The sequence below is a fragment of the Nocardia sp. NPDC058058 genome, from assembly GCF_042885355.1.
Lineage (GTDB): Bacteria > Actinomycetota > Actinomycetes > Mycobacteriales > Mycobacteriaceae > Nocardia.
Genome location: NZ_JBHVSA010000003.1, coordinates 291,283 through 304,140, shown reverse-complemented (window position 1 = coordinate 304,140; position 12,858 = coordinate 291,283). Strand labels below are relative to the sequence as shown.

The 12,858-nt window shown below is 64.7% G+C and carries 14 protein-coding genes; 5 read left to right on the top strand and 9 right to left on the bottom strand.

Annotation, left to right across the window (positions count from 1 at the left end):
• Positions 1-121 precede the first annotated feature (121 nt).
• Entirely contained in the window at positions 122-1,144 is a 1,023-nt protein-coding gene (locus tag ACFVUS_RS25065; RefSeq protein ID WP_387771072.1) for an alpha/beta hydrolase, read from the top strand.
• On the opposite strand, the gene ACFVUS_RS25060 is transcribed toward ACFVUS_RS25065, so the two are convergent.
• Positions 1,072-1,788 (bottom strand): TetR/AcrR family transcriptional regulator, encoded by a 717-nt coding sequence (locus tag ACFVUS_RS25060; protein ID WP_387771069.1) that lies wholly within the window; start codon positions 1,786-1,788, stop codon positions 1,072-1,074. The two genes, ACFVUS_RS25065 and ACFVUS_RS25060, sit on opposite strands and share 73 nt — an antisense overlap.
• A 140-nt stretch (positions 1,789-1,928) precedes the next feature.
• Here ACFVUS_RS25060 and ACFVUS_RS25055 point away from each other — a divergent pair, with 140 nt between their 5' ends.
• Together ACFVUS_RS25055 and ACFVUS_RS25050 are read left to right on the top strand one after the other, a co-directional pair.
• The gene (locus tag ACFVUS_RS25055; RefSeq protein WP_387771066.1) at positions 1,929-3,332 is read left to right on the top strand and encodes an ABC1 kinase family protein; all 1,404 of its coding nucleotides are present in this window, start codon (positions 1,929-1,931) and stop codon (positions 3,330-3,332) included.
• Between the two features lie 247 nt (positions 3,333-3,579).
• Complete coding sequence (locus ACFVUS_RS25050) at positions 3,580-4,173, top strand: hypothetical protein (RefSeq protein ID WP_387771063.1); 594 nt, start codon at positions 3,580-3,582, stop codon at positions 4,171-4,173.
• 214 nt (positions 4,174-4,387) lie between these two features.
• On the opposite strand, the gene ACFVUS_RS25045 is transcribed toward ACFVUS_RS25050, so the two are convergent.
• The 3 genes from ACFVUS_RS25045 to ACFVUS_RS25035 form a co-directional block, all read right to left on the bottom strand.
• Positions 4,388-4,573: a hypothetical protein gene (locus tag ACFVUS_RS25045; RefSeq protein ID WP_387771060.1), complete on the bottom strand. Its 186-nt coding sequence runs from the start codon at positions 4,571-4,573 to the stop codon at positions 4,388-4,390.
• Between the two features lie 48 nt (positions 4,574-4,621).
• Positions 4,622-5,017 carry a hypothetical protein gene (locus ACFVUS_RS25040; protein ID WP_387771057.1) on the bottom strand — a complete coding sequence of 132 codons (396 nt, stop codon included), beginning with the start codon at positions 5,015-5,017 and terminating at the stop codon, positions 4,622-4,624.
• 148 nt (positions 5,018-5,165) lie between these two features.
• Positions 5,166-5,654 carry a MarR family winged helix-turn-helix transcriptional regulator gene (locus ACFVUS_RS25035; protein ID WP_387771054.1) on the bottom strand — a complete coding sequence of 163 codons (489 nt, stop codon included), beginning with the start codon at positions 5,652-5,654 and terminating at the stop codon, positions 5,166-5,168.
• 77 nt (positions 5,655-5,731) lie between these two features.
• Here ACFVUS_RS25035 and ACFVUS_RS25030 point away from each other — a divergent pair, with 77 nt between their 5' ends.
• Positions 5,732-6,658 carry an NAD(P)/FAD-dependent oxidoreductase gene (locus tag ACFVUS_RS25030; RefSeq protein ID WP_387771051.1) on the top strand — a complete coding sequence of 309 codons (927 nt, stop codon included), beginning with the start codon at positions 5,732-5,734 and terminating at the stop codon, positions 6,656-6,658.
• 16 nt (positions 6,659-6,674) lie between these two features.
• On the opposite strand, the gene ACFVUS_RS25025 is transcribed toward ACFVUS_RS25030, so the two are convergent.
• Entirely contained in the window at positions 6,675-7,538 is an 864-nt protein-coding gene (locus ACFVUS_RS25025) for an alpha/beta fold hydrolase (RefSeq protein ID WP_387771048.1), read from the bottom strand.
• A gap of 106 nt (positions 7,539-7,644) precedes the next feature.
• Positions 7,645-8,274 carry a winged helix-turn-helix transcriptional regulator gene (locus ACFVUS_RS25020; protein WP_387774672.1) on the bottom strand — a complete coding sequence of 210 codons (630 nt, stop codon included), beginning with the start codon at positions 8,272-8,274 and terminating at the stop codon, positions 7,645-7,647.
• Between the two features lie 80 nt (positions 8,275-8,354).
• On the opposite strand from ACFVUS_RS25020, the gene ACFVUS_RS25015 reads away from it, so the two are divergent.
• Positions 8,355-9,266, top strand: a complete 912-nt coding sequence (locus ACFVUS_RS25015; protein ID WP_387771045.1) for an alpha/beta fold hydrolase — start codon at positions 8,355-8,357, stop codon at positions 9,264-9,266.
• A gap of 7 nt (positions 9,267-9,273) precedes the next feature.
• Here the strand turns inward: ACFVUS_RS25015 and ACFVUS_RS25010 are convergent, their stop codons facing one another.
• From ACFVUS_RS25010 to ACFVUS_RS25000, 3 genes are all read right to left on the bottom strand, one after another.
• Positions 9,274-10,806, bottom strand: a complete 1,533-nt coding sequence (locus ACFVUS_RS25010; RefSeq protein ID WP_387771042.1) for a long-chain fatty acid--CoA ligase — start codon at positions 10,804-10,806, stop codon at positions 9,274-9,276.
• 90 nt (positions 10,807-10,896) lie between these two features.
• Complete coding sequence (locus ACFVUS_RS25005; protein WP_387771039.1) at positions 10,897-12,021, bottom strand: DUF5938 domain-containing protein; 1,125 nt, start codon at positions 12,019-12,021, stop codon at positions 10,897-10,899.
• 29 nt (positions 12,022-12,050) lie between these two features.
• Positions 12,051-12,854, bottom strand: coding sequence for an SDR family NAD(P)-dependent oxidoreductase (locus ACFVUS_RS25000; RefSeq protein ID WP_387771036.1), 804 nt, complete (start codon positions 12,852-12,854; stop codon positions 12,051-12,053).
• Positions 12,855-12,858 lie beyond the last annotated feature (4 nt).

The window sequence follows — 12,858 nt, the reverse complement described above, 5'->3', positions numbered from 1 at the left end:
GAGTGCCGCTGGACCCGTGCGTGCTCTCGCCGGAGCTCCGCAGCCTGCGCGCGAGGCCCGCCGGGGGCTCCCTGACCCCGGTGGGCCTCGCGTCATTTTCCATTCCGAGGAGTTAGCGCAGATGTCTGTTCGATCCCTGAATCTGCTGTGCCGCAGTGTGTTCGCCGCCGGTACGGTCCTGCTCGCGATGCTTGTTCCTGGGCCCGCGACGGCGGCTCCCGAGGGGGCTGCCGCGATCACAGGCTCGTGGGCGCTCGATGGGCGCACCGTGCAATTGCGGGTGCACTCGGCGGCAATGAACACCGACATCATGGTGAATGTGCAACGGCCGCCAGATACTTCGGTGTCTTCGCCGACGCTGTACCTGCTCAATGGCGGGGGTGGCGGTCAGGACAGCGCCACCTGGCAGCGCAATACCGATGTGCTGGGATTTCTGGCGGACAAGAACGTCAATGTGGTGCAGCCGATCGGGGGCCGGTGGAGTTACTACACCGACTGGCGCGCACCCGATCCGAAACTCGGTGTGTACAAATGGAAGACGTTCCTGACCGCCGAGTTGCCACCGCTGATCGACGCGCAGTTCCATACCAATGGTGTGAATGCCCTTGCCGGACTGTCGACTTCGGGTACATCGGTCTTGCAGTTGCCGATCGCGGCACCCGGGCTGTACCGCGCGGTCGCGGCCTATAGCGGGTGCGCGCAGATCAGCGATCCCATCGGCAGACAGTTCGTGAAGACCGCGGTCGAGGGCTGGGGCGGCGGCGATACGATGAATATGTATGGGCCGGACGATGATCCGATGTGGGCGGCGAACGATCCGTACGTGCACGCGGATCAGTTGCGCGGAACCGCGCTATTCGTCTCCACCGGTACCGGGGTGCCCGGGATGTACGACATCTACAACGGTCAGTACATGCAAAGTGGGCCACGAGGATTCGTGAATCAACTGGTGATCGGCGGCGTGCTCGAGGCGGCGGTGAACTGGTGCACGCACAATCTCCAGGCGCGGCTCGATAGTCTCGCGATTCCCGCCACCTTCGATTTCCAGCCGACGGGCACGCATTCGTGGGGTTATTGGAAAGACGCTCTGGTGCGGTCCTGGCCGGTACTGGCGGCGGGTCTCGGCGTGCCAGGCGGTAATTGATCCGCTGCCATTTCGGCCTCGATCCACGCGGCCATCATCTTGCCGGTCATGGTGACGATCTCGGTGCGTTCGGTGCTGTCGACCTCGAGCGCCGAGGCGCGCAGTACGCCCGCGAACCCGGTATTGACGAAGACGAAGGCCATCACATCGTATTTGCGGTCGTTGCCGGGGCCCAGGATCTGAATCAGCAGCACCTTCACCAGTAGCCGCAGACGGGGCTCGAATTCGGGTATGCCGCTGCTGTAGAACTGCACGCCGCCGACCAATGCGCGCACCAGTTTCGCGTTGGTGACCAGCTCCTCGGTGAACACCTCCAGGATTTCGATGACCACGGCCGCCCGGGTGAAATCCGGTTGTGCGGCGATCGAGTTCTGCGGGAAGCCCGACAGCCATTCGGTGAACCTGCGCTCGATGCGTTCGAGCAGTCGGCCGAGCAATTCGTCCACCATGACCGAGCGGTCGGCGAAATAGCGGTAGACGGTGCCGATGCTCACCTCGGCCTCGGCGGCGATGCGATTCGTCGAGGTGTCATTGATACCGCGCTCGCCGAACAATCGCGCGGCGGTGTCCAGGATGTGTTCCCTGGTCTCTCTCGAACGCTGCTGAGCCGGACGGCGGCGCTGACCTGCATTCTTGGGCGGCATCTCGACCTCCCTCCCTACTTTTCAGTAAGGATGAGTATTGCTCATTTTCCGGCTCTCGAAGATCGTTTCGAGATGCTGTAAGTTATTGCGCCACAGGGCTGATGGCATGCACCCCCGCGCGCAGGCCCATGGAGGTGCGCATGGCGTCAGGTCGGGTACCCAAGGGACGGCTGACCAGGGGAAGCCGGATGGGTCGCCTGGCCGCCGGACAGGCCCTCCGGGGCGCCGGCACCCGCCTGGCGATGATCGGCCAGCCCGAGGAAGCGCGCGCGATTCTCGCCGAACGTTCCGCATTGCAGGCCGCGCAACAGCTGGTGACCATTCTGGGCGGGATGAAGGGCGGGGCGATGAAGATCGGGCAGATGCTGTCCGTGCTCGATGTCGGCCTGGTGCCCGAATCGCATCGCGAACTGTTCCGGGTCAAACTCGCCGAATTGCGGGACCGGGCTCCCGTGGTGTCATTTCCGGCGATGCGGAAGGTTATCGAGGACGACCTCGGGCCACTGTCGCGAGTGTTCGCCGATTTCGACGAGACGCCCGTGGCGGCGGCCTCGATCGGCCAGGTCTATCGCGCGCGACTGCATGACGGTCGCGATGTCGCGGTGAAGGTGAAATATCCCGGCGTGGACGAAGCCGTCGCCGCCGACCTGCGCAATCTCGAATTCTTCAGCAAGCTATGGAAATCCGCGCTACCCAGCGCCGCCGACGCGGGCGTACTGGACGAGATAGCCAGCAATATCAGTGCCGAACTCGACTATCCGCGCGAAGCCCGCACCCAGCATCGGGTAGCCGCCCGCTACCGCGACCACCCCTACATCGCCGTTCCCGACAGCATCGAGGAATTCTGCGGACACCACGTGCTGGTCACCGAATTCGTCGAGGGCCGACCGTTCGACCATATGCGAACGCTGCCCGACGCCGACCGCGACCATATCGGCGAACTCATCTACCGCTTCTACATCACCTCGCTTTTCACCGATTACGAGTTCTGCGGCGACCCGCACCCCGGCAATATCCTGCTCGCCGCCGACGGCCGCGTAACCTTCGTGGACTTCGGCCTCTACCACCGCATGGACCCGCTGCACGTCGGCTTCGAGCGCACCGCCCTGCAAGCCGCCGCCGAACACCGCGGCGAGGACATCCACCGCCAATGGGTCGAGCGCGGCATCATCGACCCCCGCGCCGGCGTCACCCCCCAGGAATGCCTCGACTACGTCTGGGCCGCCACCGGCTGGCACCTGCTGGACGAAGAAATCACCATCACCCCCGAACTCGCCACCGGCGCGGTAATCCTCGCCGTAAACCCCCGCTCCGCCGAATTCCAAGGCATGCGCAAACAACTCCTCCCACCCGAACACGTCTTCTCCCGCCGAGCCGACCTCTTCACCTTCGCCGCCCTCGGCCAACTCGAATCCACCAACAACTGGCACCGCATAGCCCGAGAATGGCTCTACGCCGAACCCCCAACCACCGAAATCGGCTGCGCCACAGCCCAATGGCGCGAGCGCATCCACGGTGCCCCCACACCTGTCGACGAAAAGTAGCATTCGAACCGAGCCTTTCGCGACGCAACCCGCAGATCCTGCGCTGCATCGAAAAGTGTTCCATCACACAGCCGTTCGGCTGTGCTCAGCCTTGTCCCCGCATCAGCGAGCGTGATCTGCTTCGAGCGGCATTTCGTTCATAGAGGGATCAAATGCGTTCTGCTGTAATGAATTCAGCCCATCGCCTGTTAGCCGTCCTCGCCACACTCCTCAGTGCCCCTGGGAGCGCTGTCCGCCAAAGGAAACGATGACCGCGCTCGACGATCTGAAAGTACTGTTGCCCCCACCATCCGGGTACGGCCGCAGTTTCGACTGGACGACCGTCGAGCGGGGGCTCGGTGTCGCCACGATTCCTGAGGACTTCAAGCTCTTCTTCGAGGCATACGGAGATGTGAGCTTTTGCGATCGGCTGTGTCTGTTTCGGCCGAGTTCCAACGAGTATGTGGATCTGGCCGAAGTCACCTTCGCCTCACGGGAGAATCTGGCGGCCGACGACATCGGTGATCCACCCGGGCAGATACCCGCCGGTGTCTCGGTCGACCCGTCCACGCTCATCCAATGGGGTGCGTCATTCGGCGGCAACTACTGCCTGTGGGATGCGCATGACCCGGATCCGGACAAGTGGACCCTGGTGTTCACCGACGCGGATCAAATTCAAAGGGGCTTCTACGCCGGGACTGTGACCAGCTACCTCGTAGACTGGCTGACCGGAAATTTCACGCCAATTCCAATGTGGACGCTGAGCCCCGGGACTCGGCCGTTCGTGGAATTCTATGAGCCGGACAACCCGCATGGACCCGTCATCGTGGACCGAGTCGACGCGGCTCGAACAGTTGCGTAAATCCGGCGCTGAGGTATCGATATGACTTCACCGACATCGACAACCTCGACTGGGGCCGCCATCCCGGCGGCGTGACCGACTTCCTGCTGGATGACCGTCCGCGCGGCACCAATCCCCGTGTGGGACATCGTCAGCACCCACATGGAGTACATCACGCCGTACTACGACCTCGTCGATCCCGGCAACATAAAGAGCCAGGTGTGAACCACACCCGCTATCCGAGGGTGCGGGTCTGCTCGATCGTGTCGATGAGGCCGTCGACCGCCGCGAGTGAGGACCACTCGTCGGCGTAGGTCAATCCGGGATATCGCGCGGAATGCGCGACGAACGCGGCGTCCTGCGGAGACCAGCGCACCTGGAATGCGGACAGGTCGATGTGGGGAGCGATCGGTTTCATCATGCCCTCGGTGTGACTCGCGACGTTGCTTGCATTAACTGTCGACGGCGGTCACCCCGGAACGGGCGCGGTCGGCGATCCCGTTGCGTGACGGGCGAATCCACGCAGCATCAGATCACGCCCGGATCGCCAGCTCCGGACATGCGGGGTGCGGTGCGTCCGCGAAGGTGACAACGCCTCGGCGACCACCTCACCCTTGTCCGAAAGTCGAATCGATCCGGGAATCGCTACCGGATCGGCCCACTCCTCCGGGTCGTCGGTGGCGAGCAACCCATACCCCGCGATCACACGCAGCGCGGACACCAATTCACTATGCGATCCGCCCACCATTCTCACCAGCAACGCTGTGCCGCACCCCGACTCGGACACCAGATCGAGGATCTCCACGGCGTGGCGCTGTGCCATCAACTCGGCCAGCATCCCCTGATCGTCACGGTCGCCAATCATCTGAATCGTCTCCTCGCCGCCGGAATCCAAACCGGTCAGAAACTGGACGATAGGCCTCTCCATCAGGCATAACGCCCCAATTGACGAACCCTTGACGCGGCCCAGTCGTTTCCTGACACGATCCGTACGACGAGATCTTGATCTGGATCTACAGGTGTCGGGTTTCGAGAGCGTCGGCCAGGTCCTCGAGTGCCTGGAGGATACGGGCCCGGTTGCGGCCGAGTTCAGCGAGTAGTGCTGCATGGCAGCGGAGTTCGTGCGGAAAGACCTCATCGGTCACCGCGATGCCGGTGTCTGTCAGGTGCACCAGGGCCGAGCGTCGATCGTCGGGATTCGGCGTGCGGGCAATGAGGCCCTTCTGCTCGAGCTTGGTGAGGGTCTTGCTCACTCCGGCGCGTGACATGCCGAGGTGTTCCGCGAGGCGGATTGCTGTGATCGATTCGGTTGAATATCGAAGAGGCACAAGTAATTCCATCTCTGATGAGGTGATATCCGCTTCGGCGTAGATGGGCTCGACGGCGCGGTCGAGCAGGCCGGAAATGCGTTTCAGCTGGCTGACGAGTTGCATCGGAGAGGTGTCGAGCGCCGGATTGTGCTCGCGCCAGCGCTCGATCGTGCGTTCGCGCAGTGTCGTCACGACCACCACCTCCTTTTTGTTAACTGGTGAACAATCCGTTAGGTTCGATAGTAGTCGTGGCACCGGAGGGGATGGGTATGCGGGTCGATGTCGTGGTAATCGGTGGCGGGGCAGCCGGGCTCAGCGCGGCAACGGTTTTGGCGCGCGCCCGCCGCACCGTGGTTGTCGTCGACGGCGGTGAACCGCGTAATGCTCCCGCCGGGCATACGCATGGCTTCCTATCGCGAGATGGCGTCGAACCCCGACAGTTGCTCGCGGCGGGCCGAGCCGAGATGGTCGGTTATGGCGGACACTTCCTGTCCGGACTGGTGACGTCCATCGAACGGTCCGACGGCGGGTTCGTCATACACACAACGGATTTGGTCCTGACGGCCCGCGTTGTGCTGGTAGCGACGGGCCTGCGTGATGAGTTACCGTCCATCGCGGGCGTGCGGGAGCAGTGGGGCATCGATGTGCTGCACTGCCCGTACTGCCACGGCTACGAGGTCCGTGACAGTCCGATTGCCGTAATCGGCGGGGAGAACAGGCCGTTCACGCTCCATCAGGCGGCCCTTGTTCGCCAGTGGTCCGACGATGTGATCTTCTTCCCGAACGGCATCGAACTCACCACGCAGGAGAGACATGCGCTGCTGGCCCGCGATATTCGCATCGACACTGAACCCGTCGCGCGGATAGCCGTACGGGCGGGTCGAGTTCACGCCGTCGACCTGATCGATGGCCGATCGGTGCCACGCCGGACAGTATTCGTCGGCCCAACCTTCCTCCCGCGGCACGAACTGCTGAAGGATCTGGGCTGCGATCTCGGCGAGAACGGTTGGGTCACTGTCGATCCGACGGGCCTCACGAACGTGGCAGGAGTCTGGGCGGCCGGAAACGTAGTCGATTCTCCGGCGCAATTGATCGGTGCCGCCGCAGCCGGATCGCGGTCCGCCATCGCGGTGAATCACTATCTCCTCGCCCAAGACATCGAGTACGCCCTGACTCGGAATCAGCCGGTGGGATGAGGACCTGAACACATCGTCACAGGATGAGCATTGCCGCCGCGACCGCGCCGGATGCGCTATGCGGCAGGGCGGTTCCCATGTTGTCGACGACGTGCAGCTTTGCCGCGGGAATTTCGGCCGCCAGGGCCTCGGCATTGCCGAGCGGGAAGAACGGGTCGATGCGCCCGTGCACCACGAGCGTGGGGATGGCGATGTCGCCGAGCCGTTCACGCCAGCGCGGGGCGCAGTTGATGCGGGAGAAGACCATGCCGAGTTGGTTCGCCTGCTGCACCGCGGGATCGGTCGATGGCGTCCGGTCCCAGATTCGGGCGGCGGTCGCTCGCGCCTGATCGGGATCGTTGCCCATTGCCTTGGCACCCTCGGCGGCGAAGGCTGCGACGGCATCGCGGTTGGCCCAGTCCGGCAGGGCGCGCGAGAACACCGCGCCTATGACCGCGGGGTCGTGGTCAGGTAGGTCCGCATCGACCGGACCCGGTGCGATCGGGCGGGTGCCGATGAGGGTCAGCGCGGCAAACACATCCGGGTGGTCGAGCGCGGCAACCTGAGCGACCATTCCGCCGACGCCGATGCCACCGATATGCGCGGTTTCGGCACCGAGAGTCGCAACGAGCGCTGTGGCGTCGGCCGCCAGATCCCGCAGGTCATAGCATGGATTCTCCGGGTCGAGGGTTGTCGAGGCACCGGAGTCGCGTAGGTCGTAGCGGACCACGCGTCGTCCGCCTGCCGCGAGCCGCTCGCACAGCGCGTCGGGCCAGGACAGCATTGTTGTGCCGCCGACCAGCAGTACAAGCGGATCGTCGACGCGGCCGAAGCTCTCGATTCCGAGATCCACGTCGTTGGCTTGTATCGACGTCATACCCGATTGAAACGATCCCGCCATGCCGCACTCCTGTCAGTCGGTATCCGGAGTTACGACGACGGGGCAGGGCAAAAATCATCGGCCCGAGAGCCTGTGCGACCAACACTTCCTCGCCCTGCCACCGGGCTCAGGCGGCAAAGACCGCGAGAACCACGGATTCGTCACCGTCGACCTCGACCACCCCGAGAGCGCGCGCGTCGCCGAGAGTGAGTGCACCGGCGGCGAGGCCGAGGATGTACGCGGGGTCGGCGCGGACGGTGGCGTCGAGTGCGCTGCCGTCCTGCGCGCCGATCTCGAAGCCGGAGCTCGAGGCGCGCAGTTGGAAAGGGGCGTCGCCGATTTCGAGGCCGATGGTCGCCGAAGGGCGAGTCGTGACGCGGGTGTCGAGCAGGGCGGGGACGGCGAGCGCTAGCCATTCGGGGCGGAAGGCGTCGGCCTCGGGGCCGCGGATCATCAGCGGGGTGGACCAGCGGATGAGGCCCTCGATCGGCTGGCGTAGCTCCGAACCCCAAGGGGTCAGGGCGTATTCGACCGCGCAGCCCTCGCCCGTCAGTCGCCGTTCGAGTACGCCTGCGGTCTCGAGGTCGCGGAGCCGATCGGCGAGCATATTGGTCGCGATGCCGGGCAGGCCCTCGAGCAGGTCGCGGTAGCGGGCGGGGGCGATGAGCAGTTGGCGGACGATGAGCAGGTTCCAGCGGTCGCCGACGACCTCGAGGGACCGAGCTAGCCCGCAGTACTGGCCGTAACTACGCATCATTTCCTTCATTCGCTTGAGAATCTCAAGTGCACGTGAGAGTCTCAAGCATATCGGATATCGAAGTCCAACAGGGGGTCACGATGAGCGATGCCACCACGAGCGTGCGGCCGGATTGGGTCGACGACGCGCTATTTCCATTCGAGAGCAGATTCATCGAAATCGACGGGCACACAGTGCATTACGTCGATGAGGGGTCGGGTCCCACGCTGTTGATGCTGCATGGCAATCCGACCTGGTCGTTCCTGTGGCGCGATGTGATCGGCGCGCTGCGCGCGGACTACCGGTGCATCGCCCTGGACTATCCGGGGTTCGGGCTGTCGACGGCCGCCCCGGGCTATCGCTATTACCCGGAGGAACACGCCGATATCGTCGCCGGTTTTGTCGACACACTCGGTCTCGAGGACATCACCCTGGTCGGACAGGACTGGGGCGGCATGATCGGCCTGGCGGTCGCGGAACGGCGGCCGGGCGTCTTCAATCGCCTGGTGCTGGCCAACACCTGGGCCTGGCCGGTCAATGGCAGCCTGCACTTCGAGGGATTCTCCCGCGCCGTCGGCGGACTCGCGGGACGCTTTCTGGCTCGGCAATTCAATCTCGTCGTGAAAGCGTTCATCCCCACCGGCCATCGCCGGCGCAAGCCGAGCGCGGCCGAGATGAACCACTATCTCCGGGCCATGGACACCCCGGATCGGCGGCATGCCTCGGCTGTCTTTCCAAACCGAGTCCTTGCCAGCCGGGATTTCTTCGCCGAGGTCGAAGCCGGTCTGCCGGACCTCGCTCACCTGCCGACACTGATCATCTGGGGTGATGCGGACATCGCCTTCCGTCCCCAGGAGCGCGAGCGGCTGGAAGCGACTTTCCCCGACCACACCACCGTCATCGTCGAGGGCGCTGGAACCTATGTGGAGTCCGACGCACCCGAGGAGTTCGTCGCCGCGTTCCGTGACTGGGCTGAGTCGAACCCGAGTCATGCCGACGACGCGAACCCTTAGGAACCAATCAAGTTGCGCGCAAACGACTTCGGATATCAGGTTTGAGGACCTTCCCGATCTTGGATCGGGGTAGGTCGGGCCAAATCTCCACCTGCTTAGGAGATTTCACTCCGCCGAGCAGGGTTCGGGCGTGGGTGCGGAGGTCGTCGGGGTTCGCGGTGTGACCCGCGTGTAGTTGGACGACCGCGGTGACGCGTTCGCCCCATTTGTCGTCGGGCAGGCCGATGACGGCGCAATCCTGCACCGCCGGGTGGCTCAGCAGGGCCTGCTCCACTTCGGCGGAGTAGACGTTGAAGCCGCCGGTGATGATCATGTCTTTGGCACGGTCGACGACGTAGAGGTAGTTGTCGGCGTCGAGGTAGCCGATATCGCCGGTGTGGTGCCAGCCGAAGCGGGAGGCGTCGGCGGTCGCTTCGGGGTTGTTGTGATAGCCGGCCATGACCAGCGGGCCTTTGACCACGATTTCGCCGCGCTCGCCGGTGGGGAGCAGGTTGCCCGAGTCATCCATGATGGCCACCTGGGTCAGGGGAGTGGGGCGGCCCGCGGAGGCCAGGCGTTCGATGGCGACGGTGCCGTCGCGGTGGAAGTGATCGGCGGGGGAGAGGGTGGAGACCATCATGGGGGCTTCGGATTGCCCGAATAGCTGGCCCATGACGGGACCGATTCGTTCGAGCGCTTCGGTCAGCCGGGTGGTCGACATGGGGGCCGCGCCGTACCAAAGGCATTGCAGCGACGAAAGATCGGTGCTCGACAACGCGGGGTGATCGAGCAGCATATAGATGAGCGTCGGCGGCAGGAACGAGTGCGTGATGCGGTGCTGTTCGATCCGGCGCAGATAGTCACCGAGATCCGGTGCGGGCAGGATGACGATCTCTCCGCCGAGCGCGAGGATCGGAAAACACAGCACCCCGGCGGCGTGCGTGAGCGGGGCCAGCGCGAGATAGCGGGGCCGCTCATCGAACGGGTAGCTCATCAAGGTGAGCGCCGTCATGGTCTCGATGCTGTGGCCGGTGAGCCGAACTCCCTTGGGGCGTCCAGTGGTTCCGCCCGTGCCGACCAGCATGACCAGATCGTCGATCGGCTCGGCCTGCCACGGTGTCGGCGCGATCTTCCCGATCCATTCGACGAAGCCGATGGCACCCTCGACCGCGCCGTCCAGGCAGATCGCCGTGGTCACCCCGGGCAGCTGCGGCAGAATCTCCTTCACCAGCGGCGCGAACGACTGCTGGAAGATCAGGTACGTGCAGTCGAAAAGCTCCAGCAGATCCCGGTTTTCGGCGGCCTCGTTGCGGGGATTGATCGGGCACCACACCGCACCCGCGCGTGCGATACCGAAAACGCAAGTGAAGGCCGTGATGTCGTTGGCCGACAGGATCGCGACCTTATCGCCGGGGCGCACCCCGGACAGGTGCAGCGCACGCGCGACCTGCCACGAAAGCTGTTGCACCTCTTGATAGGTGCGGCTCTCCCCGTTCGCGGTGAGACACCGCGCCGATGGACCCAGGGACGCGCCCTTGTCCAGGTAGTCGGTCAGGCGCATTGCACAACCTCCGTGGAAGCTATTGGGATACAAGAGGGTTCGGGCCGCCGACGCCGACGCGCAGGGGTGCGCCGGCGGCCCGATGCGTGATCAACGATGCACGGTCAGAATCGGCTCCGAAACCAATCCGAACGCACGCAGCACCCCGAGCAGTTCCCGGTGCCCGAAAGCCTGACAGGCGGAAGCGAATCCGACCTGTTTCGGCGGCGTCTGCAACAGGGCGTTGGCGGCGTACGCCTGCAGCAGTCCGGTCTGCTTGTAGTTGCAATTCCCGTAGATCACACAGTGCGCGCGCCCCAACGGCCCCGACGCGTGGACCGAGTCCAGCGAGGTGTTGATGCGCGGGTTCTCGCGCGGCGGCATTTCATCGCGGACGGCCGCCGCCTGTTCGGTGAGCACCCGAAGCTTCTCCTCGGGCGGCAGATCCTTCACCTGCTCGAGCACCGCGGCCACGATCAACGGCACGCCCTGCATGAGTGCGCGGTCCGCGACTCCGCCGAGCACCTTGACGTTCGCCACGCGCGGATCGTGCTTGAACCACACCGGATGTGAGGTCCCGCCCCACGGCAGCGCGAGGCCGATCTCATGCTGGCCGGGTACCACCACGTTGTACAAACCGGCATCGGCCGGCCATTCCACGTACCGGTTCTGCTCCAGGTAGTACGCCTTGGCCAGCGCGGCATTGACCAGAATGGTCTTGGTGGACGCGACGGTCGGGAAGCCCTTCCAGATCACCTGGATGTCCAGGGTATCCAAACTCGGTGTCTCCAAGCAGATTTGGGCGGCGATCTCACCGGTGGTGTACATCTGCGCGATACCGGGGGACAGCAGCAAGCCCTGGGCCGCCATATCGGCCCCGTACTGCTCATCGCAGTCTATGAGCCAATCCTGCTCGCCGGTCGTGTCCAGATAATGGGTGCCCGCGGCAATGCACGCCTGCACGACCTCGTGGCCGTATTGCGCGAACGGGCCGACGGTATTGCAGACCACCGACGTGCCCCGGAACAGTTCGGTCAGCGATTCCACCGAGTGCGCGACCTCGACGATCTCGTACTCGACGGTGTCGATGCCGGGGATGTGGTCGATCGCCTCCTGCAAGCGGGTCTTGTCCCGCCCGGCGGCGATGAACGGAATTCCGTACTCGCGCAGGTATTCACAGATCAGGCGGCCGGTGTAGCCGGAAGCGCCGTAGACGACAACGGGTTTGGTGCTCATGCTCTCAGGACCTTTCGTGATTCCGGTGCTCACATGCCCATGCCGCCGTCGACCGGCAGACCGGCCCCGGTGATGAAACGGGCGGCGTCGGAGGCGAGGAAAACGACGGCGTCGGCCATATCGGCGACTTCACCGAGACGGCCCTGGGGCGTTTGCGCGATCACCGCGCCGACCGCTTCCTCGGCGCTCGGGAACAGCCCGATCTCGGCGACATCGTTCGCGAGTTGCGCGCCCATCTCGGTGGGGACCAACCCCGGGTACACGCAATTGACCCGGACGCCGTAGCCGAGCTTGCCCGATTCCATGGCCGCGACCCTGGTGAGCCGGTCCACCGCGGACTTGGTCGCGGAATACACCGAAATGCCCGGGAACGCGATAGTCGCGGCGACCGAGGCGATGTTCACGATGGCACCGCCCCGGCCTGCCGCGCCACCGGGCCGCATTGCCCGGAACGCGTGCTTGACGCCCAGTGCGGTGCCGAGCACATTCACCTCGAGCATGCGCCGCACCTGTGCGGGATCGAGATCGACTACGAGACTTGTGATTTCGACACCGGCATTGTTGACCACGATGTCCAGACCGCCGAGCGCGGTGACCGTATCGGCGATGGCGTGTTCCCAGCGGTCGTCGTCGGCGACGTCGAGTGGGATGAATTCGGCGGTGGCTCCCGTCGCGCGCAGTGCCTCCGCGGTCTGCTTACCGAGATCCTCGTTGACATCGGCGATGGCGACGGCCGCACCGGCGCGAGCCAGCGCCTCGGCCATGCCCGCGCCCAGGCCGCGCGCCGCTCCGGTGACCAGCGCGCTGCGCCCGGCCAGGTCATACCCACTCATCAGG

What these genes read in the sequence shown, in the direction of transcription:
- ACFVUS_RS25050 (WP_387771063.1), top strand. Translation starts at nt 3,580, where the DNA reads ATGACCGCGCTCGACGATCTGAAAGTACTGTTGCCCCCACCATCCGGG.
- ACFVUS_RS25055 (WP_387771066.1), top strand. Translation starts at nt 1,929, where the DNA reads ATGGCGTCAGGTCGGGTACCCAAGGGACGGCTGACCAGGGGAAGCCGG.
- ACFVUS_RS25030 (WP_387771051.1), top strand. Translation starts at nt 5,732, where the DNA reads ATGCGGGTCGATGTCGTGGTAATCGGTGGCGGGGCAGCCGGGCTCAGC.
- ACFVUS_RS25045 (WP_387771060.1), bottom strand. Translation starts at nt 4,573, where the DNA reads ATGATGAAACCGATCGCTCCCCACATCGACCTGTCCGCATTCCAGGTG.
- ACFVUS_RS25005 (WP_387771039.1), bottom strand. Translation starts at nt 12,021, where the DNA reads ATGAGCACCAAACCCGTTGTCGTCTACGGCGCTTCCGGCTACACCGGC.
- ACFVUS_RS25020 (WP_387774672.1), bottom strand. Translation starts at nt 8,274, where the DNA reads ATGATGCGTAGTTACGGCCAGTACTGCGGGCTAGCTCGGTCCCTCGAG.
- ACFVUS_RS25040 (WP_387771057.1), bottom strand. Translation starts at nt 5,017, where the DNA reads ATGATTGGCGACCGTGACGATCAGGGGATGCTGGCCGAGTTGATGGCA.
- ACFVUS_RS25015 (WP_387771045.1), top strand. Translation starts at nt 8,355, where the DNA reads ATGAGCGATGCCACCACGAGCGTGCGGCCGGATTGGGTCGACGACGCG.
- ACFVUS_RS25065 (WP_387771072.1), top strand. Translation starts at nt 122, where the DNA reads ATGTCTGTTCGATCCCTGAATCTGCTGTGCCGCAGTGTGTTCGCCGCC.
- ACFVUS_RS25010 (WP_387771042.1), bottom strand. Translation starts at nt 10,806, where the DNA reads ATGCGCCTGACCGACTACCTGGACAAGGGCGCGTCCCTGGGTCCATCG.
- ACFVUS_RS25025 (WP_387771048.1), bottom strand. Translation starts at nt 7,538, where the DNA reads ATGGCGGGATCGTTTCAATCGGGTATGACGTCGATACAAGCCAACGAC.
- ACFVUS_RS25060 (WP_387771069.1), bottom strand. Translation starts at nt 1,788, where the DNA reads ATGCCGCCCAAGAATGCAGGTCAGCGCCGCCGTCCGGCTCAGCAGCGT.
- ACFVUS_RS25000 (WP_387771036.1), bottom strand. Translation starts at nt 12,854, where the DNA reads ATGAGTGGGTATGACCTGGCCGGGCGCAGCGCGCTGGTCACCGGAGCG.